The 20,066-nt window shown below is 57.0% G+C and carries 19 protein-coding genes; 3 read left to right on the forward strand and 16 right to left on the reverse strand.

What is annotated here, in order from left to right:
- Positions 1-62 precede the first annotated feature (62 nt).
- From ACR0AJ_RS00955 to purC, 6 genes are all read right to left on the reverse strand, one after another.
- The gene (locus tag ACR0AJ_RS00955) at positions 63-1,397 is read right to left on the reverse strand and encodes a sigma-54-dependent transcriptional regulator (RefSeq protein ID WP_170348615.1); all 1,335 of its coding nucleotides are present in this window, start codon (positions 1,395-1,397) and stop codon (positions 63-65) included.
- A gap of 13 nt (positions 1,398-1,410) precedes the next feature.
- Positions 1,411-3,189, reverse strand: coding sequence for a sensor histidine kinase (locus ACR0AJ_RS00960; protein ID WP_170348614.1), 1,779 nt, complete (start codon positions 3,187-3,189; stop codon positions 1,411-1,413).
- A gap of 36 nt (positions 3,190-3,225) precedes the next feature.
- On the reverse strand, positions 3,226-3,894 hold the full coding sequence (gene purQ / locus ACR0AJ_RS00965; protein WP_480646571.1) for a phosphoribosylformylglycinamidine synthase subunit PurQ: 669 nt from the start codon (positions 3,892-3,894) through the stop codon (positions 3,226-3,228).
- Between the two features lie 23 nt (positions 3,895-3,917).
- Positions 3,918-4,148 (reverse strand): phosphoribosylformylglycinamidine synthase subunit PurS, encoded by a 231-nt coding sequence (gene purS / locus ACR0AJ_RS00970; protein ID WP_170348612.1) that lies wholly within the window; start codon positions 4,146-4,148, stop codon positions 3,918-3,920.
- Between the two features lie 116 nt (positions 4,149-4,264).
- Positions 4,265-4,927, reverse strand: a complete 663-nt coding sequence (locus ACR0AJ_RS00975) for a MarC family protein (protein WP_170348611.1) — start codon at positions 4,925-4,927, stop codon at positions 4,265-4,267.
- A gap of 133 nt (positions 4,928-5,060) precedes the next feature.
- Positions 5,061-5,816 carry a phosphoribosylaminoimidazolesuccinocarboxamide synthase gene (purC, locus tag ACR0AJ_RS00980; RefSeq protein WP_170358332.1) on the reverse strand — a complete coding sequence of 252 codons (756 nt, stop codon included), beginning with the start codon at positions 5,814-5,816 and terminating at the stop codon, positions 5,061-5,063.
- Positions 5,817-6,003: 187 nt separating this feature from the next.
- Between purC and ACR0AJ_RS00985 the strand changes: the two genes are divergently transcribed.
- Positions 6,004-6,321 (forward strand): DUF1476 domain-containing protein, encoded by a 318-nt coding sequence (locus tag ACR0AJ_RS00985; RefSeq protein WP_170393940.1) that lies wholly within the window; start codon positions 6,004-6,006, stop codon positions 6,319-6,321.
- 122 nt (positions 6,322-6,443) lie between these two features.
- Positions 6,444-7,460 (forward strand): betaine--homocysteine S-methyltransferase, encoded by a 1,017-nt coding sequence (gene bmt, locus ACR0AJ_RS00990; protein WP_170348608.1) that lies wholly within the window; start codon positions 6,444-6,446, stop codon positions 7,458-7,460.
- A 5-nt stretch (positions 7,461-7,465) separates the two neighbouring features.
- On the opposite strand, the gene ACR0AJ_RS00995 is transcribed toward bmt, so the two are convergent.
- From ACR0AJ_RS00995 to ACR0AJ_RS01040, 10 genes are all read right to left on the reverse strand, one after another.
- Positions 7,466-8,242, reverse strand: coding sequence for an enoyl-CoA hydratase-related protein (locus ACR0AJ_RS00995; RefSeq protein ID WP_170348607.1), 777 nt, complete (start codon positions 8,240-8,242; stop codon positions 7,466-7,468).
- Positions 8,243-8,314: 72 nt separating this feature from the next.
- The gene (locus tag ACR0AJ_RS01000; protein WP_480739861.1) at positions 8,315-8,770 is read right to left on the reverse strand and encodes a cytochrome c-type biogenesis protein; all 456 of its coding nucleotides are present in this window, start codon (positions 8,768-8,770) and stop codon (positions 8,315-8,317) included.
- Positions 8,767-10,731: a heme lyase CcmF/NrfE family subunit gene (locus ACR0AJ_RS01005; protein WP_480739863.1), complete on the reverse strand. Its 1,965-nt coding sequence runs from the start codon at positions 10,729-10,731 to the stop codon at positions 8,767-8,769. Before ACR0AJ_RS01005 ends, ACR0AJ_RS01000 begins: the two co-directional genes overlap by 4 nt.
- 74 nt (positions 10,732-10,805) lie before the next feature.
- Positions 10,806-11,384 (reverse strand): holin family protein, encoded by a 579-nt coding sequence (locus tag ACR0AJ_RS01010; protein WP_480739865.1) that lies wholly within the window; start codon positions 11,382-11,384, stop codon positions 10,806-10,808.
- A complete protein-coding gene (locus ACR0AJ_RS01015) occupies positions 11,375-11,986 on the reverse strand; it encodes a holin-associated N-acetylmuramidase (RefSeq protein ID WP_480661986.1) in 612 nt (203 codons plus the stop codon). The genes ACR0AJ_RS01010 and ACR0AJ_RS01015 overlap by 10 nt, the downstream gene beginning before the upstream one ends.
- Before the next feature lie 115 nt (positions 11,987-12,101).
- Positions 12,102-12,548, reverse strand: coding sequence for a cytochrome c maturation protein CcmE (gene ccmE, locus ACR0AJ_RS01020; protein WP_170348602.1), 447 nt, complete (start codon positions 12,546-12,548; stop codon positions 12,102-12,104).
- Between the two features lie 7 nt (positions 12,549-12,555).
- A complete protein-coding gene (gene argC / locus ACR0AJ_RS01025) occupies positions 12,556-13,584 on the reverse strand; it encodes an N-acetyl-gamma-glutamyl-phosphate reductase (RefSeq protein WP_480739866.1) in 1,029 nt (342 codons plus the stop codon).
- A gap of 94 nt (positions 13,585-13,678) precedes the next feature.
- Positions 13,679-14,488, reverse strand: coding sequence for a glutamate racemase (locus ACR0AJ_RS01030; protein ID WP_170393930.1), 810 nt, complete (start codon positions 14,486-14,488; stop codon positions 13,679-13,681).
- Positions 14,489-14,496: 8 nt separating this feature from the next.
- Positions 14,497-15,375 (reverse strand): lysophospholipid acyltransferase family protein, encoded by an 879-nt coding sequence (locus tag ACR0AJ_RS01035; RefSeq protein WP_170393928.1) that lies wholly within the window; start codon positions 15,373-15,375, stop codon positions 14,497-14,499.
- An 81-nt stretch (positions 15,376-15,456) separates the two neighbouring features.
- A complete protein-coding gene (locus ACR0AJ_RS01040; protein WP_480739868.1) occupies positions 15,457-18,876 on the reverse strand; it encodes an indolepyruvate ferredoxin oxidoreductase family protein in 3,420 nt (1,139 codons plus the stop codon).
- Positions 18,877-19,045: 169 nt separating this feature from the next.
- On the opposite strand from ACR0AJ_RS01040, the gene ACR0AJ_RS01045 reads away from it, so the two are divergent.
- Positions 19,046-19,954, forward strand: coding sequence for a LysR family transcriptional regulator (locus tag ACR0AJ_RS01045; RefSeq protein WP_170348597.1), 909 nt, complete (start codon positions 19,046-19,048; stop codon positions 19,952-19,954).
- Positions 19,955-20,066: the final 112 nt, after the last annotated feature.

Genomic DNA, 20,066 nt, shown 5'->3' on the forward strand with positions numbered 1-20,066 from the left:
ATACTTGGGGGAGTGAATTGGCCCAAAGGGCCAAGAGAGGGGGCTGACCCCCTCTCTGGTGTTTACAGGTAATCCGAACGCTGCAGGCTGTATTTGGCCATTTTCTCGTTCAACGTCCGTCGCGGCAGGCATAGCTCTTCCATCACGGACGCAATCGAGCCCTTGTGACGGCGCATCGTGTTGTCGATCAGCATCCGTTCGAACGCCTCGACATATTCCTTCAGCGGCTTGCCCTCAGTCGTCATAACCGGCTGCATTTCTTCGTGATCCGACATCAGCAACGAGGCAATCGTCCCGGAACCCCGGCGAGATTGCAGCACGGCGCGTTCGGCGATGTTGATCAGCTGGCGCACATTGCCTGGCCACGGGGCCTGCAGCAACTGCGCGGCCTCCTGCGCGCTGACCTGCGGTGCGTCACAGCCATATTCTTCAGCAAATTGCTCACTCAAGCGCGTAAACAGCGTCAGGATATCTTCTCCGCGCTGGCGCAAGGGCGGCATGGTAATCCGAAGCGCGGCCAAGCGATAAAACAGGTCCGGACGCAAGACATCTTCACTGGTTTTACCTGCCTCTTGCAGGTTCGAAATTGCAACGATCCTGGTCTCGGCCGGCGTACCCTGATCGTTCATGACGCTCAGCAGTCGGGCCTGCAGCGTGTCACTGAGGGCTTCGACATCTTCCAGCACCAACGTCCCACCGCGCGCCTCTTCAATCGCGGGCAGTTGCGCGTCTTCGGGCATCATCGGACCGAACAGACGTTTCGACAGCGCCTCTTCTTCCAGCGCTGCGCACGAAACCAGAACGAATTTCTTGCCCGCCCGGCTGCCAACAGCATGCAGAGCATGCGCAACCAGGGTTTTACCCGTGCCGGTCTCACCGTCGATCAGAACATGGCCGTCCGCCTGCCCCAAATCCAGGATATCCTCTCGCAAGCGCTCCATCACCGGGCTGGCCCCGATCAGCTTGTTCATGATCTGAGTGCCGCCGGACAGCTCGCGCCGCAAGGCCCGGTTGTCCAATGTCAGACGGCGTGCATTGCTGGCGCGTTTTGCCAGTTCTGACATGCGGTCCGGGTTGAAAGGCTTTTCAAGAAAGTCGAACGCGCCCACGCGCATCGCCTCAACCGCCATCGGAACATCGCCGTGACCGGTGATCATGATGACCGGTAAGGTGCTATCAGCCCCCATCAGCTTTTTCAGCAATTGAATGCCATCCATTCCCGGCATCTTGATGTCCGAGATGACAATGCCCGGATAATCCGGTCCCAGTACCTTCAGCGCGTCCTCGGCGCTCGAGAACGTTTCAGTGTCATATCCCGACAGTGCCAGCCATTGGCTGATCGACTGGCGCATGTCCTGTTCGTCATCCACAATGGCGATCTTCATGGCCTGTGCCATAGTCATTCCTTTGTTATTCAGCGGCCTCCAGGCCGTCGCTTCCTAGTATCGGCAATTGCATCTCAAACACCGCGCCGCCGTGCTGGCCGTTGCGCGCAGTCAACCGTCCCCCATGGTCGTTCACGATACCCGACGAGATGGCAAGCCCCAACCCGACCCCATCGCCGGGCTGCTTGGTGGTGTAGAAGGGCTCGAACAGATTCTCGATATTCTCGATCCCGTGACCATTGTCGCGGACGGTCAGCACCGCCATGTCACCAGCTGCCAGGATGATTTCAACATCCGGCTCTGATACCGATTTGGTAGCGTCCAGCGCATTGCGCAAGAGGTTCACCATCACTTGTTCGATCCGCATCCGGTCCCCCATCACTATAACGGGTTCTTCGGGCAGGATCTGCGTTATTTTAACGTGTCGCTGCCGCAGCTGCGGTTCCATCATTGACAGGCTGGAAGCCAGCGCTTCGCCAAGATTTACTGGTGAAAACGCATCCGCGCCCTTGCGCGCATAGGATTTAAGCTGTCGGGTGATCGCCCCCATCCGTTCGATCAAGCCGTCGATGCGACCAAAGCTGGCCAGCGCCTCTTCGGGGCGGTTTCTGCGCAGCAACAGACGCGCGCCAGCCAGATAGGTCTTCATTGCAGCCAGCGGTTGATTCAGCTCGTGGCTGACAGCGGCCGACATCTCACCCAAGGCCGCAAGTTTCGAACTTTGCGCCAGCGTCTGCTCGGCAACTTCTAGTGTCTTTTCAACCCGTTCACGTTCAGCAATTTCCCGCTGTAGCCGCATGTTCAATGCGCGAAGCTCTGCCGACTCGCGCTGGAACAACGCCATCCGCAGCGTCGCCCGGCGGCTCAGCGCGTAAAAGGCCAGCGCCAGCAGAATCGCGAATCCCATAATCTCAAGCGCCAGAACGCTGTTCACCTTTTCCCGGATCGACGCATAGGTGGTGAATGACGTCATTTGCCAACCGCGGAATGGAATGCGCGTCTCCATGCGCATCACGGCCTCACCCTGCAGGTAGGCATCAGGCGGCAAGGCGGTCCAATCGGTCGTTGCCCGGATTGCGCGCTGGATGGCCCCTTCGGGCGGCTGACGCAGCATCGCCTCGCCTTCTTGCACGCCGCGCCACTGTGGTTCGGTCGACAAGATGATCGTGCCGGTACTATCTGCCACCATCACCGCGTCCGAAATCCCTGCCCAGGCCAGTTCGAATTTGTGCAAATCGACCTCAACCACGATGACGCCAAGGATTTCGGCGTTGGCTTCCATACGACGCGAATAGACAAAGCTATAGCCGCCGGATTCCTTCGGGATTACCGTAAAGATCGTGGCGTTCGAGCGTACAGCATCAATGAAATAAGGCAAACTCCTGTGTGCCTCACCCAAACGGTTGCGATCGGTGGAAGCGACCGAACGCCCATCCCCATCCAACAGCATCAGCGAGGCTGCTCCAATTTCTTCCACAAATGAGATCAGGCGCTGGGTCGACAGAGAATAATCGCTGGATTGAAGCGCCGAGATCAGCGTGGGATCCCGCGAAAGCAGCTGCGGCACAATCGCATTTCTGCGTAGTTCGCTTAGCAGGTTGCCGGAATACAGGGCTAGACGCAGCTCGGCGCGGTTGCGGGTGGACTCAGTAAATCTGTCCGTCAGTAGCCGGTTTGTGATCCAGATCGTCGCTACAGCGACCACCAGCAGGGTAATGACAGCCAATCGCAGGCGCCACCCAAGGGGCGCGCCGCGAAAAGGTTTTGTCAGAATGGACCAGCCAGAGCGAACATCAGAACTCATCCCGGGAAATTACGCGGGCTTGATCGCAACCTCAAGTCACGCAGGTGCGAGGACCCCCGACAATGCGCGGAACAATGCCGTTCCATCAGTGCCGCCGTGACCTTCATCCGCCGCCCGCTCGGGGTGCGGCATCATCCCCAACACCCGGCGGTTTTCCGACAGGATACCAGCAATATCGCCAACCGAGCCGTTTGGATTCTCGGTATAGGTGAACGCGATCCGATCCTGATCCCGCAACGCAGCCAGAGTGGTGTCATCCGCGAAATAATTGCCGTCGTGGTGTGCAATCGGAATACCGATCACGTCACCGGCGTTGTAACCTTGGGTAAAGGCGCTGTCGCTGGTTTCCACCTTCAGACCGACAGTTTTGCAGATGTATTTCAGACCCGCATTGCGCAGCAATGCACCCGGTAGAACGCCGGTTTCTGTCAGAATCTGGAAGCCATTACAGACACCCACGGCATAGCCACCGCGGTTGGTATGTTCGACAACCGCCTTGCAGATCGGCGATTGCGCGGCAATCGCGCCGCAACGCAGGTAGTCACCATAGGAAAACCCGCCGGGAACGCCCACGATGTCGATGCCCTCGGGCAGCGCGGCATCCTTGTGCCAGACCATGTCGACCTGAAACCCCACCTGTTCAAAAGCGACGGCAAGGTCCCGGTCACAATTGGACCCAGGGAATACGATAACAGCAGCGCGCATGGCGGGGCCTCCAGGGTAAAGGGTCAGACCAGTTCGATTTCGTAGCGTTCGATGACCGTGTTGGCCAACAGCTTTTCGCACATCTCGGTGATGTCGGCCTCGGTCGCACCTGCAGCCAGCTCAAGGTCGATCACCTTGCCTTGACGCACGCCTTCGACCTGATCGAAGCCCATAGCGCCCAATGCGTGCCGCACTGCTTCACCCTGCGGGTCAAGGACCCCATTCTTGAGCATCACATGCACCCGTGCTTTCATTCCTGCAACTCCAGCTAAGGGCCATGGTTCCGGGCCCGTTCCGTTGCGCGGGGGATAACGCGACAAACCGCGTTCGACAACCCTTGTCCGCACACAGTTTGCCGCAGGTGTGACGCTCAGCCACTGCCGGTTAATCCGGGGTAATGCGCATCAATGGCGTTAAACGTACCGGTCAGCACCATTTCGACGGCCACGGCCACAAGAATGATTGCCATAACGCGGGTGATCACGTTGATCATGGTTGGCCCAAAAAACCGCGAGATCGGGTCGGCGAACAGCAACCCCAGCCCGACGATGGCGCAGGCGATCAATACGGCTGAGCCTAATGTCACAATCTCGGCCCCATCCGACAGCGTATGAGCAAACACGATGGTCGTGGCAATCGTGCCGGGTCCGATGGTCAACGGTATTGCCAACGGCACGACGGCAATGTTGCTTTTCTTCTTTTCGCCCTCTGCAACCGCCCTTTGATCACCTTTTGGCGGGTCAGACGCGTTCAGCATCGACATGCCGACCCCCAGAATGATCAACCCGCCGGCAATGCGGAAGGACGGGATGTCGATGCCGAAGACCGCCAGAATCTCTTCGCCAACCAATACCGCGATCAAGGCCACGACAACCACTGTTCCGGTTACGACCAGTGCCACGCGCTTGCGTTCGGGACCCGAGTAGCCTTCGGTCATACTCAGAAAGATCGGGATACCGTAAAGCGGATTGAAGATCGCCAGTAACGCCGCGAGGAATTTCAGAAAAACCGCCTGATCGAACAATTCGGCCATTTCGTGACTATCCTTGATTGCACCTGCCCCGACAATGCGAAGGTGCGGACCGTCTGTCAAACCACCAGAGCAAAAGAAAAAAGCGCCGTCTTAGAAACGGCGCTTTTGACAGAATTTACATCCGAAAACCGGCTTAGTTTATCAGCGTGGGCTTGGTCACGTTGCTTTTAGGCAGAACGCCCAGACGTCGTGCGACCTCTGAATAGGCATCAGTCAGATTACCCAGATCGCGGCGGAACACGTCCTTGTCCAATTTCTGTCCGGTTTCGATATCCCATAGGCGGCAGCTGTCCGGGCTGATCTCGTCCGCGATAATCAGACGCTGATAGTCGCCGTCATAAACGCGGCCAATCTCAATCTTGAAATCGACCAGACGGATGCCCACGGCCAGCATCACGCCGCTCAGGAAATCATTCACGCGCAGTGCAAGGCTCAGGATATCTTCCATGTCCTGCTGGCTGGCCCAGCCAAAGGCGGCAATGTGTTCCTCGGTTACCAGAGGATCACCCAGCGCATCATCCTTATAGCAGTATTCCACGATCGGGCGCGGCAACTGCGTGCCCTCGGCAATTCCAAGACGTTTCGACATCGTACCAGCGGCATAGTTGCGCACGATCACTTCCAGCGGCACGATCTCGCAGCTGCGCACTAACTGTTCGCGCATGTTCAGGCGGCGAATAAAGTGGGTCGGCACGCCGATCTGGGTCAGGCCGTTCATGAAGAACTCGCTCAGGCGGTTGTTCAGCACGCCCTTGCCGTCGATCACGTCCTTTTTTTCGGCGTTGAACGCGGTGGCATCATCCTTGAAATATTGCACGATGGTGCCCGGCTCTGGGCCTTCATACAGAATCTTAGCTTTACCTTCGTAGATTTTCTTGCGACGCGCCATAAGCGACCCTTCCAGTCTGGTAAGAGGGAATGAGTCCCCTCACGTTGGCGTCCTCATAGTGCAAGCCCCCCTTTCCCGCAAGTTCGCACACAAGAAAGACTTTGATACATCGCAAATCCCTTGCACGCGGCGTTCTGTATGGTCATATCAACATCAACGATATGTTACTCGAAGAGGTCCCCAACCTATGACGACGTTTGACGAACGCGAATACGCATTTGAAGCCAAGTTTGCGCATGATGAAGAGATGCAGTTCAAGGCACAGGCCCGCTGCAACAAACTGCTTGGCCTATGGGCCGCGGAAAAGCTGGGCAAAACCGGTGATGAAGCGGAAGAATACGCCAAAGCCGTCGTGAAATCCGATTTTGAAGAAGCCGGTCACGAAGACGTCGTGCGCAAGGTTTCCGGCGATCTGGGTACTTTGTCGTCTGACGATGAAATTCGCGCCAAGATGGCCGAGCTTCTGCCCGAAGCCAAGTCGCAGATTCTTAGCGAGACTGACTAAGGGCTTTTGCCCCACCTCATGATCTTCATGAGATTTATGAGTTTGCTTTGGCGTCCCGGTCATGAGACACGGGGCGCCTCTGTTATTATCAGGCCAATTGCGCCTTTTTCCGGATAACCCCAATGACAAATGCATTGACCGAACTTCTCAAGACCAAAGATGCCATTTTGGCAGACGGTGCAACTGGGACCAACCTGTTCAACATGGGTTTGCAATCGGGTGATGCGCCCGAATTGTGGAACGTGGACGCGCCGGGTAAGATCCGCGCGCTGTATCAAAGCTCGGTGGATGCGGGCAGTGATCTTTTCCTGACCAACACTTTCGGGGGCACGTCGGCCCGGCTAAAGCTGCATGATGCGCAAAACCGCGTGGCCGAGTTGAACCGGATCGGTGCCGAGTTGGGACGTGAGGTTGCTGACAAAGCCGGACGCCCGATCGTTGTGGCCGGTTCGGTCGGCCCAACCGGCGAGATTCTGGTGCCCGTTGGCAGCCTGACCCATGCCGACGCCGTCGAAATGTTCCATGAACAGGCCGATGCGCTCAAGGCTGGTGGCGCCGATGTTGTGTGGCTGGAAACCATAAGCGCCCCTGAAGAATTCCGCGCCGCCGCTGAGGCGTTCGCCTTGGCCGATATGCCCTGGTGCGGCACCATGAGCTTTGACACCGCTGGGCGAACCATGATGGGTGTTACTTCGTCCGATCTGGCTCAACTGGTCGAAACCCTGCCCAACCCGCCGATTGCGTTTGGCGCCAACTGCGGCACCGGCGCGTCTGATATCCTGCGCACCGTTCTGGGCTTTGCCGCGCAAGGCACCGAGCGGCCCGTGATCTCGAAGGGCAATGCCGGTATTCCGAAATACGTGGATGGCCACATCCACTATGACGGGACGCCCGAGTTGATGGGTGAATACGCCGCCATGGCGCGCGATGCCGGAGCCACAATCATTGGCGGTTGCTGCGGCACCATGCCCGATCACCTGCGCAAGATGCGCGAAGCGTTGGACACAAAACCGCGCGGTTCGCGCCCGACACTGGATCAGATCACCGATGCCCTGGGGCCGTTTTCCTCGGCCTCGGATGGTACCGGCGACGAAGCCAACGCACCCGAGCGGCGCACGCGCCGTCGCCGCCGCGCCTGAACGGTTCAGCGCCCCTCGAATTTCGGGGGGCGTTTTTCCATGAAGGCGACGACACCTTCGGCAAAATCACGGCTGCGCCCGCATTCCCCTTGTAAATGTGCTTCGGCGGCCAATTGCTGTGGCAGCGTTTTCTCATACGTCCCGCGGATGGCCTGTTTGATCGCGCCAAAACCGGCTGTGGGACCATTCGCCAGATAGGCTGCACGTTTGCGCCAATGGGCATCGAATGTGTCGTCGGACACGGCTTCCCAGATCAGACCCCATTCATCAGCCTGCCGTGCGCTGATCTTGTCCGCGAATAAGGCGGCCCCCATCGCTTTGGCGAACCCCATCTGACGCGGCATGAACCACGTACCGCCCGCATCCGGCAACAACCCGATCCGGGCGAACGCCTGCAGGAAGTATGCGCTTTCAGTGGCGATCACCACATCAGCGCACAGCGCAAGGTTTGCCCCTGCCCCGGCTGCCGGTCCGTTCACAGCCGCAATGGTGGGCACCGGGCAATCATAGATCGTTTCCAGCATCGGTTCATATTCATCGCGCAGCGTGCGTTCTAAATCGACCTTGCCGGTGCTGGACGCATCACCCAGATCCTGTCCTGAACAAAAGGCGCTTCCCGCTCCGGTCAGAACGATCGCCCTTGCATGACGCGCCGCATGTTTCATTGCATGAGTGACTTCGGCCCGCATCTGCGCGGTCATCGCGTTCATCTTGTCGGGCCGGTTCAGGGTGACAACAGCCAAATCATCCGTGATGTCCAAAAGGATTGTTTCGTATTCCATGAACCTTCCCCCAATTCCAAACTTTTCGGAACCCTGACCGAAATGGAGGGGAAGGAAAAGATGAACGCGGGGTCAGTCTTCAAGAATCTGGCGCAAACGCTCTTTTTCAGCCTCGCTGAGCGTGTCCCTTTCACCCGTGACCTGAACCCGGGACCGTTTGCGCAGGAAACTCCAGCCCATGAGGGCTGCGATCAACAACATGATCGGGCCCGCAAGCCACAGCATCAGATTCGATCCCGAAGTGGTTGGCTTCAGCAAGACATATTCGCCGTAGCGATCGACAATGAAAGCGATTGCCTCGTCATCCGTGTCCCCGGCCACCAGTCGCTCACGCAACAACAGGCGCAAGTCACGGGCCAGTTCGGCGTTGCTTTCGTCGATGCTCTCGTTGCGGCAAACCAGACAGCGAAGGCCGGTGCTAAGGTCGCGCGCCCGCTGTTCCAGCGCTGGATCGTCCAGCACTTCGTCCGGCTGTACGGCAAACAGGGGCGACGCGATGAGGGACAGGATCAGGACCAGACGTTTCATTCCGCAGGTACTCCGCCCGATGGCGCCTTGCGCGCACCTGCCGCCACACGGAACCGGCGGTCCGACAGGCTGAGCAGCCCGCCCAGAGCCATCAGGATACACCCACCCCAGATCCAGTTGGCCAGCGGCTTGATATAGGTCCGCATGACCCAGCCACCATCCGCTTGCTGATCGCCGATTACCACGTAAAGATCCCCCAGGAACCGATAATCAATCGCAGCTTCGGTCGTGGGCATCCGTGCCACTGGGTAATCGCGCTTTTCAGGATGCAATGTTCCCATAGGCCGTCCATGCTTTTCGACCCGAACGTCAGCAGTGGTCGAGAAATAGTTTGGCCCTTCCACAAGCCGGACGTCTTCCAAAGTCAGAGTAAACTGCCCCACCTCGAACGGCTGACCTGGTTGTGCAACACGAATGTCTTCGACCTCCCACGCGGTCAACCCGGCGATGGCGAACATGGTCACGCCCATCCCTGTATGAGCAACGGCCTTGCCCCAATCCGCACCGGGCAAACGAAACAGACGTTTCAGATTGCCTTTGCGGCCCGTACGGCTCCACAAATCAACCGCCGCGCCAAAGGTGATCCACGCGCCCAGGAACAGCCCAACCGGACCCAGCGCACTGCGCTCTGTTTGCATTGCCCAGACCAGCAATGCCAGCGCAACGGCCAGAACAAAGGCATAGCGCAGCGAATAGGCAGTTTTGCCAATCTTGCCGCGCTTCCACGGCAACATCGCACCCACTGGCAATGCAATCCCTAGCGCCACCATGAAGGGCGTAAATGCCGAATTGAAGAACGGCGCGCCGACCGAGAGTTTGCGGTCAAAGGCCATCTCAGCCACCATCGGCCACATTGTTCCGACGAATACGACGAAACAGCTGACGGCCAGCAGGATATTGTTCAACACCAGCGCGCTTTCACGGCTGACCATGCCAAAAACGCCCTTGGCCTCCATCGCCTGCGCCCGCGCGGCAAACAGGGTCAGCGCGCCGCCGATGAAGATCACGAGGATGATCAGGATGAACACGCCACGCTCGGGGTCATTGGCAAACGCATGGACCGAAGTCAGAAGACCCGAACGCACAATGAAGGTACCAATCAGCGAAAAGCCAAAAGCAATGATTGCCAGCAGGATCGTCCAGCTTTTCAACGACTCGCGTTTTTCCACGACGATGGCCGAATGCAACAGCGCAGCGGCCAGCAGCCATGGCATGAACGACGCATTTTCGACCGGATCCCAGAACCAGAACCCGCCCCAGCCGAGCTCGTAATAGGCCCACCAGGACCCCAACGCGATACCGATGGTCAGAAAAACCCAAGCCGCCAGCGTCCATGGGCGTACCCACCGGCCCCACGCGGCGTCTACGCGACCTTCGATCAGGGCGGCGACGGCAAAGCTGAACGCCATGCTCAGCCCCACATAGCCCAGATACAGAAACGGCGGATGAAAGGCCAAACCGGGGTCTTGCAGCAACGGGTTTAGATCGCGCCCGTCAAAGGGGGCCACGATCAGCCGGTCAAACGGGTTCGAGGTGAATAGGATAAACGCGAAAAACGCCACCCCAATTGCCCCTTGCACCGCCAATACACGCGCCTTCAAAGTCGGCGGCAAACCGCCCCCAAAAAACGCGGCCATCGCGCCAAACAAGGACACGATAAGAACCCACAACAGCATAGAGCCTTCGTGGTTACCCCATGTTCCGCTGATCTTGTACAACATTGGTTTGGCCGAGTGACTGTTTTCAACCACGATCCTCAGCGAGAAATCGGACGTCACAAAGGCCCAGACCAGCGCACCGAACGAAAAGGCAACCATCGTAAATTGAATGATTGCCGCCGGTTCAGCGAAATTCATCCAGCTAGGCCAGCGTTTCGCTGCGCCTATCAGTGGAACCACCGATTGCACGATGGCAACCAGAAAAGCGAGGATCAGGGCAAAGTGGCCAAGTTCGGTAATCATGGCCCGGGTATATTCCTGTTCCGGGGCAAGCACCAATCACTTTCGCCCCTTTGGGGCGAGCATAGTGTCGCGGTTTAGGCCACGCGATTGCGTCGCCAATCCTCAAGCGCCGGATTTGCATCAGGACGGCCTGCCTTTTCCGCCAACGCGGCGTCCGTTCCGGGATTTGCTGCGCCGACAGCGTCGCCGTGCATTACCTTCAGGGCTTGCAGGTTTTCTAAAACCTGAGGCGTGCGCTGCATCATTGCGGTGATCTCTCGCTGCAGGTCTTGCACCTTGGCCTGATGACGCGCGCCGAAATAGAAGGACACAATCACCCCCAGCAACCACCACAGGGGTTCCGGTACCAGGGCAATCCCCTGCATTCGGGCCGCAAACCACAGCGGATCGACCATCGCCGCGACAAACAAACCCAAAGTACCAAGTGCCATAGCCGGTCGCGGCAGACGGTTGAGCCCATCCATGAACCGGTCAAACGCGCCCTTATTAGGGCCCTCAAATTCATCTCCGAACTGAACCATCGCCTGCTGTCGCAAAGCCAGACCACGCTCTGCCCCGTTTTCAGCATTTTCCCTGAATATTTCAGCAGTTTCCCGCACGACATTTCGGCTACCGCCAAACAAAAACGTCAACACGTCCGTGATCAAACCCATCCTGAAACCCTCGCTTGAAATTCCGCGTCACTCAGGTGGTAAATCGGCGAAACAAATTCCTCGGCCCGGCGAATCCAACCGCCCTTGCGGCCCGCCCGAGTACGGGCATACTTGCGTGACGCAGGCCGATGATCTGCCAGACGGAAATAGTAGTTCCGCCGCGCCACACCGTACGCATCCCTGAGTGCATCCGGATCGGGGTCAGCCGCATCCCGGCAGGCCCGCGCGGTTTTGGGACCAATTGCCCCATCAACCACGATTTCGAACCCCATATCGCGCAACAGACGTTGCAGGATTTTGACCGCGTGACTGCCAGCGTTGACATACATGTCAAAAACCGAAGCCCGCAATTCGTGCGGCAAGAGGTCCAACCGCGGTTGTTCAAAATAATGCTGCACGAAAATATCAATGGCCTGAGATTTGCTGAGCATCCGAACATCGGTGCGGTTGATTATCCCGTCACCTGAAAGATCAAGCCCAAGACGCCGCATCGTGTGAATGGTCACCCCGTATTTCGTCGCGCCACCGGGATCGTCCGAATCGTCCACAAAGCCACCTTCTCGCGCCACGATCTCAGTTGCAATCTGTCGCACCGTCTGCATCGCACCCTCCGCCTGCCGTTGACCAAACGCTGAGGCTAACCGGTTAATTTGGCGCAATGAAAAAGGGCGCTGCATGCGCAACGCCCATCAGTTCTTGCTTGTCAGCTAAGGTAAATCAACTTTCACCAGCCTCTTTGTAAACACCCTGTTCTTTCAGGGCGTCGACCACCTCTTTCGGCATGTACGTTTCGTCGTGTTTTGCAAGAATTTCTGTGGCTTCGAATACACCGTTCACGTAAGAACCCGTCCCTACCATGCCCTGGTTTTCCGCAAACAGATCCGGCAGAACCCCGGTAAACGCCACCGGCACACTTTCACCGCCATCGGTCACGACGAAACGCACCGTCTCGCCCTGCCCGCGAATGATCGAGCCTTCCTCGACCAGACCGCCGATACGAAACACTTCTGTCGGTTTCGGGGGTTCAGCAATCACCTGACTGGGAGAGCGGAAAAAGTTAATGCCATCGCGCATCGCAAACCCAATCAACCCCGTCGCCAAGACCAAAGCCACGACGGCCAGAAGAATGACTTGTACTCGACGACGTTTCTTGAGCGTTTTCATACCGTCCTCACGGGAATAGCGGGGCCATCATCAGCCCCCGGGTTTCATCTTCACCTAACATCAGGTTGGCGTTCTGCAAGGCTTGGCCGCTGCTACCTTTTGTCAGGTTATCCAATGCGCCGATCACGATGGCGCGGCGTTCGATCCGATCGCCGACAACACCGATATGGCAGAAATTCGAACCGCGCACATGGTGGGTCGAAGGTGTTTCGCCGAACGGCAACATCTGAATAAAGGGTTCATCTTCATAGGCTTTGGCAAGTGTCTCATAAACACTTGCCGAGTCCCCTTTGACGTAAGTCGTCGCAAGAATTCCCCGGTTAGCCGGGATCAGGTGCGGCGTGAACTGCACATGCAACGTACGCCCCGCCAGTGCCGAGAATTCCTGATCGAACTCACCCAGATGCCGGTGCGTACCGCCAACGGCATACGCATTGTAGCCTTCGCTGAGTTCCGCATGCAGCAGATTTTCCTTCAGCGACCGGCCTGCGCCGGAAACGGCGCATTTCAGATCCAGCACGATATCATCCAAATCGATAACACCTGCAGAAATCAACGGACGCAGCACATACTGACCCGTCGCTGCATTACACCCGGTTCCCGCGACCAACCGCGCATTACGGATGTCATCCCGGTAGAACTCGGTCAGGCCATAGACGGCCTCGTCCTGCTGTTGCAGCGCGGTGTGCGGGTTTCCGTACCATTTTTCGTATTCATCCGGGTCACGCAGACGGAAATCCGCGGACAGATCAACGATTTTGAGGTTTTTCGGCAGGTCACGAATGACCTCTTGGCTGGTTTTGTGTGGCAAGGCGCAGAAACACAGGTCGATCTGCGAAAAGTCGATCTCAGAGATCTTGCACAGGTCTGGCAAATCCATGTGGCGCAGATGCGGAAAGACCTGTGCCATTGACATGCCGGCCTTCCGCTCGGCGGCCAGGGCAGTGATTTCCATATTCGGGTGCTCGGCGATCAGCCGCACCAGTTCGGCGCCGGTATAGCCGGATGCGCCCAAAATTGCGATTTTATGGGTCATGTCAGACCTCTTGTTCCAGTATGTCACAAATCACGACCGCCGATGTGACGGTCTTCGAATAAAGGAGAGTGTGCGGCAGCGTCCTTGACCTAAGTCAGGCGGCCTCGAACGAAATTTGTCGTCGGAGGAACTGCGTCGCCCGGTCGCTGACAAAATCTGGCTTTCCAGTCGTCAAGAAGCCGCCCTTGCCTTCACCCTGCATGTTGGGGTGACGTTGAAGGTAATCCCCAAGGCTTTCAGCAACCAAGGCGCCCTGACTATAAACCTGAACATCCGGGCCCAAGGCGGCCTGAAAGGTTTCCGCCATTAACGGATAATGCGTGCAACCCAGAATGGCTGCTTGCGGTTCTGGCATTTTCCGTTTCAGCGCATCTACATGGCTGCGTACCAGTGCCTCGGCCAAGATCATGTCGCCGTCTTCAATGGCATCAACCACGCCGCCGCACGCTTGCGCCTCGACGTCTACGCCGATGGCTCGGAACGCCAGCTCTCGCTGGAAGGCTCGGCTAGACACCGTTGCGGGCGTGGCAAACAAGGCAACGTGCTTTACGGCAACCTCACGCGGAGGGCTGTTGTCGCCCCACTGCCGCTCAGTCAATGCCTCGATCAAAGGCACAAAGACTCCCAGGACACGCTTGCCGGCAGGCACACCCTCTTCCTGCATCCGACGCAGCGCGGCAGCGCTGGCGGTGTTACAGGCCAGAATCACCAGATCGCAGCCACGGTCCCACAAGTTGTAAACAGCGTGCCGTGTCAGATCATAGATATTCTCGGCGTCCCGCACGCCATAGGGCGCATGCGCGCTGTCCGCAAAGTACAGAAAATCCACGTCCGGCAGACGTTTCTGCGCGGCGTCAAGAACGGTTAAACCGCCCAAACCAGAATCAAAAATGCCTACTGCCATTAGCCTCTTTAGGCGCGATGCCGTTCCTCGAATTCATAGCCGTAATCATAAGATTTCAACGGCGTCGGGGACAGCTCATACGTGGCTTTGCGCAAGAAATCCATCATCTTGCGCGTATCCGTGGCCAATGGGTCCAGAACGTCGCGGCCGATGGGCTCTCCGATCACCACTTTGACAGGTGTATCCACGCGTTTTTTGAACTCTTTGATCAGCAGTCCCATGCGTAAAGTATTGTGCAAATGACTGGCGATCTGAAACAAGCGCGACGTGTGACCGTCAAAGAAGACCGGCACTACAGTGGCGTTCGATTTGGCCACCATTCTTGCCGTGAACCCACGCCAGCCCGGATCCATCGGGTGTGAAAAGGGTTTGAGCCCGGTGCTGACCGTACCACCCGGAAATATCCCGATGGCTCCGCCCTCGTCCAAATATTTCAACGCCGCTTTGCGCGTCTCAAGGTTCTGTCTCATCGCCTCTTTGGTTTCATCAAACGAAATCGGCAGGACGATCTTGTTCAGATCCTCGGCTTTGCGAAACACGTGATTGGCCAAAATTCGGAAATCGCCACGTGTCTGAGACAGGATGTGGCCCATCATCAACCCGTCCAGAATACCGTACGGATGATTGGCAATCAGAATCAGAGGCCCGGTCGTCGGAATATTCGTCAACGAACCGTCGACAATATCCAGCGACAGACCATAGCGACCCACCATGACCGACCAAAAGTCGCGCCCTTTGGCGACCTCTTTCTCATACCCGTCTGCGCGCTTGATCAGGCGCAAACGCCCAGTGGTGTTCTCCATCAACTTGATCACCATCCGCCCCCCTTTGGTTGCGGCGGAATAGGCATAGGATATGTCACGAGCGATATGGCGGCGCGAGGGCATACGACTCTCCGAGAGTTTGCGGCCTGCAAGATAAGTATAAGCGGCAATTTTGCCTAGGTTTCGTGACAATCCCGTTACGGTTTATTCGGCGGCAGCGCGCAGCTCTGGCCCTCCGTTCCGTATGGTGGCCAGTAATTCCTCGCGCCGTTTGGCCGCCTTGGCCTCGTTGGCCTGCAAGACCGGACCGAACCCGCGAATGTCCAGCGGCAATTGCGCCAGCGCAATCACTGCATCGCGAGTCTGAGGTGTAACAAGAGGTTTTATCTCATTGAGATCATTTTCATATTGCTTGATCAACGCGCGTTCCATCCGCCGTTCTGCACTGTAACCAAAAATATCCAGAGGTGTTCCCCGCAGTGACTTCAACCGCGTGAGCAGTTTCATCGGCTTTAAAATCCACTCACCGAAGGAACGTTTGCGCGGACGTCCGTCAGCACCAGTTCCGCCAAGGATGGGCGGGGCCAGATGAAAGGTCATTCTGAAATCCCCGTCAAACTCGGCCACAGCTTTTTCGTGGCTGCCCAACATCAACCGGGCAACCTCGTATTCATCCTTGTATGACAACAACTTATGATAGCCTTTTGCCACGGCTTCGCGGATTGCTTCATCATCAAACATGTCCACCATTTTGCGATACCGTTTGGCCAACCGACCGCTTTGATACGCTGTCAGGTGCTGCGCACGATAGTCGATCTTTTGCTCCAAAGATCTTGGCATATCTGACACGTTAGGCTCTAAAATGCCTGCGACCTCTTGCGAGTGCAGAACCGCCCAACGCCCAATGTCAAAAGCACGCTTGTTGCGCTCGACGGCAGTTCCATTCAGTTCGATGGCCTGAATTACGGCATCATGGCTGATAGGCAACAAGCCCTTCTGCCAGGCCGCACCAAAAACCATCATGTTGGAATAGATCGAGTCGCCCATTACCGCGCGCGCCAGATCGGTTGCGTCAAACAGTGAGACGTCATCCTTCAACCGCGCCTGCAAGGCCAGTTCGAGCCGGTCACCCGGAATACGGAAATCGGTATCGCGGGTGAAATCTCCGGTCACCGTCTCATGATTGTTGATCACGGCCCCGGTTTGACCCGCGCGCGTCAGACCCAGCGTCTTGGCCCCGGCAGAGACAACCAGATCGCCCCCGATCAGTGCATGTGCCTCACCTGTGGCAACACGAATGGCGCTGATATCCTCGGGCCGGTTTGCCAAGCGACAATGGATATGAACGGCACCACCTTTTTGAGCAAGGCCTGCCATCTCCATCATTCCGGCGCCTTTACCGTCGATCTGTGCCGCCTGTGCCAGGATCGCACCCAGTGTCACCACACCTGTGCCGCCAACACCAGTGATCACCACGTTATGTGTCCCTTTGATTTCAGGCAGCACTGGTTCAGGTAGATCCGGTAGATCGATATCGGTGGTTGCTTCCTTGCGGATTTTTGCGCCTTCCAAGGTTACGAACGACGGGCAAAACCCTTTGAGGCAAGAGAAATCCTTGTTGCAGCTTGATTGATCAATAGCCCGTTTACGACCGAACTCCGTCTCTTTCGGCACAATCGAGACGCAGTTCGATTGCACGCCGCAATCGCCGCATCCCTCGCAAATGTCGGTATTGATGAATACGCGCTTATCGGGGTCAGGAAACTCACCTCGTTTGCGCCGACGCCGTTTTTCGGCTGCGCAGGTTTGGATGTAGACGATGACCGAAACACCCTCGGTCTCGCGGAACTGTTCTTGTACCCGCATCAAATCCGCGCGCTCAAAGGTTTCCACACCAGCAGGCATCGCCTTGAAATTCACATCTTCCTTTTCATCATAGACTACGGCCACGTTCTGCACGCCCATAGCCTTGACCTCTGCAACAATCCGTTCCGCCGACAGTCCGCCCTCGTTTTCCTGGCCGCCGGTCATGGCAACCGCATCGTTGAACAGGATTTTGAAAGTGATGTTGGTGCCCGCAGCCAACGCCGCCCGGATCGCCTGCACACCGGAATGGTTATACGTCCCGTCACCAAGGTTCTGGAACACGTGCTTGGTGGTCGAAAATGGCGCTTCGCCGATCCAGTTTGCGCCCTCACCCCCCATCTGCGTGAACCCGGTGGTCTCGCGGTCCATCCATTGCACCATATAATGACAGCCAATACCCGCGTAGGCGCGACTGCCGTCGGGCAACCTGGTAGAACTGTTATGCGGACAGCCCGAACAGAAATACGGCAGACGAGTCGCGATTTCTTCGGCGTTGTCGGCTCGGCGGGCCTCGGACAGTTTGGCCAAACCGGCGCGGACGCCTTCTGTGTCGTGGCCCTCTTCGATCAGAATCTCACCCAGCTTCTCGGCGATCATATTCGGATCAAGCGCACCACGGGTCGGAAACAGTTCCTCGCGATGCAGAGTCCCGGCCCCACCCTTGTACCAGCCATAAACCCGGCGTCCGCGACGGTCGTCAAAGATGGCTTCTTTGACCTGAACCTCGATCAATTTTCGCTTTTCTTCAACGATAACAATCAGGTCCAGTCCCTCAGCCCAGTCGTGAAATCCAGTCATATCCAATGGGAAAGTCTGGCCGATTTTGTAGGTTGTGATCCCCAACCGTTCAGCCTCATCCGCGTCGATGTTCAGCAATGACATGGCATGGGACAGATCCAGCCAGTTCTTGCCGGCCGCGACAAACCCGATCTTGGCGCCGGGTTTGCCCCACACACGCTTGTCCATCTTGTTGGCGTGCGAGAACATCTCGGCCGCGAAACGTTTGTGGTCGATGATCCGCCCTTCTTGCAGGTGCGGCGTGTCGCCCAAACGTATGTTCAATCCGCCCTCGGGCATGTCGAACTCGGGCACGACAAGCTTCATCCGGTCAGCACTGCCATCAACGACCGACGTGACCTCAATCGTGTCCTTCATCGTCTTCAGGCCAACCCAAAGCCCCGAAAACCGGCTGAGCGCGAAACCGTAAACGCCATAGTCTAAAATCTCTTGCACACCCGCAGGGCTGACAATTGGCATGTACATATCAACCAAAGACCATTCCGACTGATGCAGAACGGTCGAGCTTTCGCCAGTATGGTCATCACCCATCGCCACCAGCACGCCGCCATGTTTGGCCGTACCCGCCATATTTGCGTGGCGCATCACGTCACCGGACCGGTCTACACCCGGCCCCTTGCCGTACCAGAGACCGAAAACACCATCGAACCGCCCATCCCCGCGCAGTCCAGCCTGCTGGCTGCCCCAAAGCGCTGTGGCGGCTAGGTCCTCGTTCAAACCGTACTGGAATGTGATGTCGCTTTCAGTCAGCTGTTTCTGTGCCCGCGTCATCTGTAGGTCCACCGCGCCCAGCGGTGAGCCGCGGTACCCGGTCACCAATCCAGCTGTATTCAGTCCTGCCTGCGTATCCCGGGACTTTTGCATCAGCATCAGGCGAACCAGCGCCTGCGTGCCGTTCAAAAGAATTGGATTCTTATCCAGATCGTAACGATCATTTAGCGATATTTGCGGCTGACTCATCAAACGCCTCCCCACGTCAGATCAGTGTGCTATATATTTCTACATTTTAGGTCATAAATTCTGACCTGCATAGGGTTTATCCCCTGAAACCTAAGGATTTCACCGTTTGAATGTAGAAGTTGCTACCTATTTCATATAGGCAGTTCGAAAGATAACGAAAGTTGCGGCGATGGATTGGGACAAGCTTAGAATATTTCACGCAGTTGCGGATGCAGGCAGCCTGACTCATGCGGGTGACAAGCTAAACTTGTCGCAATCGGCCGTCAGCCGACAGATCAGAGCGTTGGAAGAGTCGCTTGATTCGACGCTGTTCCACCGCCACGCGCGCGGGTTGATCCTGACAGAACAGGGCGAGTTGTTGTTTGACGCAACCTCGGCCATGACAAAACGTCTGGACGCTGCTGCTGCGCGCATTCGCGACAGCGAAGAAGAAGTGTTTGGCGTTCTGCGCGTCACAACTACGTACGGCTTTGGCACGCTTTGGCTGGCACCGCGCCTGCCGAAACTGTACGACCAGTTCCCCGATCTCAATATCGACCTGATGCTGGAAGAGCGCGTGCTAGACCTGCCCATGCGCGAGGCTGATGTCGCCATCCGCATGAAAGAGCCCAGCCAGGCCGATCTGGTCCGCAAACGCCTGATGACCGTGCAGATGCAGCTGTATGCGACGCAGGAATACATCGATACCCATGGCGGTATGCTGAAATCTTTGGACGAAATCAAAAATCACCGGCTGATCTGTCAGACACCTTCAGCACCGCAAGTTGGTGCGGGAGCTGCGATGGTGCGCCATCTGATGACGTACAATCCAGGATCCCTGCTGACCGTGAACAATTATTTTGGTGTGCTTCAGGGTGTGCTGCATAACTTGGGTATTGGCGTCCTGCCGGACTACGTTACCCAAGGGCTTCCCAATGTCGCGCCGATCCTGTCGGATATCGAAAGTGCGGATGTTCCCGTATACCTCGCCTATCCCGAGGAACTGCGCCATTCCAAGCGCGTCGCGGCCTTCCGTGACTTTGTTCAGGATGAGATCATAACGCAGCGCAAACAATTGAAGCAGATGGGAAAACTCTAGCTATGCACCACTGGCATAGCGGGGTTGATCAGCAATCATTCTGAAATCTCTTGATCGTTCACAAAGTGATCCCTAAATGAACTCTCGAAGGCGGTGATGCTGAAACGCTCAT

This window comes from Ruegeria sp. CJ9 (assembly GCF_056536625.1).

Coding starts and splice junctions, on each gene's coding strand:
- ACR0AJ_RS00955 (WP_170348615.1), bottom strand. CDS start 1,397: ATGGCACAGGCCATGAAGATCGCCATTGTGGATGACGAACAGGACATG.
- ACR0AJ_RS00960 (WP_170348614.1), bottom strand. CDS start 3,189: ATGAGTTCTGATGTTCGCTCTGGCTGGTCCATTCTGACAAAACCTTTT.
- purQ (WP_480646571.1), bottom strand. CDS start 3,894: ATGCGCGCTGCTGTTATCGTATTCCCTGGGTCCAATTGTGACCGGGAC.
- purS (WP_170348612.1), bottom strand. CDS start 4,148: ATGAAAGCACGGGTGCATGTGATGCTCAAGAATGGGGTCCTTGACCCG.
- ACR0AJ_RS00975 (WP_170348611.1), bottom strand. CDS start 4,927: ATGGCCGAATTGTTCGATCAGGCGGTTTTTCTGAAATTCCTCGCGGCG.
- purC (WP_170358332.1), bottom strand. CDS start 5,816: ATGGCGCGTCGCAAGAAAATCTACGAAGGTAAAGCTAAGATTCTGTAT.
- ACR0AJ_RS00985 (WP_170393940.1), top strand. CDS start 6,004: ATGACGACGTTTGACGAACGCGAATACGCATTTGAAGCCAAGTTTGCG.
- bmt (WP_170348608.1), top strand. CDS start 6,444: ATGACAAATGCATTGACCGAACTTCTCAAGACCAAAGATGCCATTTTG.
- ACR0AJ_RS00995 (WP_170348607.1), bottom strand. CDS start 8,242: ATGGAATACGAAACAATCCTTTTGGACATCACGGATGATTTGGCTGTT.
- ACR0AJ_RS01000 (WP_480739861.1), bottom strand. CDS start 8,770: ATGAAACGTCTGGTCCTGATCCTGTCCCTCATCGCGTCGCCCCTGTTT.
- ACR0AJ_RS01005 (WP_480739863.1), bottom strand. CDS start 10,731: ATGATTACCGAACTTGGCCACTTTGCCCTGATCCTCGCTTTTCTGGTT.
- ACR0AJ_RS01010 (WP_480739865.1), bottom strand. CDS start 11,384: ATGGGTTTGATCACGGACGTGTTGACGTTTTTGTTTGGCGGTAGCCGA.
- ACR0AJ_RS01015 (WP_480661986.1), bottom strand. CDS start 11,986: ATGCAGACGGTGCGACAGATTGCAACTGAGATCGTGGCGCGAGAAGGT.
- ccmE (WP_170348602.1), bottom strand. CDS start 12,548: ATGAAAACGCTCAAGAAACGTCGTCGAGTACAAGTCATTCTTCTGGCC.
- argC (WP_480739866.1), bottom strand. CDS start 13,584: ATGACCCATAAAATCGCAATTTTGGGCGCATCCGGCTATACCGGCGCC.
- ACR0AJ_RS01030 (WP_170393930.1), bottom strand. CDS start 14,488: ATGGCAGTAGGCATTTTTGATTCTGGTTTGGGCGGTTTAACCGTTCTT.
- ACR0AJ_RS01035 (WP_170393928.1), bottom strand. CDS start 15,375: ATGCCCTCGCGCCGCCATATCGCTCGTGACATATCCTATGCCTATTCC.
- ACR0AJ_RS01040 (WP_480739868.1), bottom strand. CDS start 18,876: ATGAGTCAGCCGCAAATATCGCTAAATGATCGTTACGATCTGGATAAG.
- ACR0AJ_RS01045 (WP_170348597.1), top strand. CDS start 19,046: ATGGATTGGGACAAGCTTAGAATATTTCACGCAGTTGCGGATGCAGGC.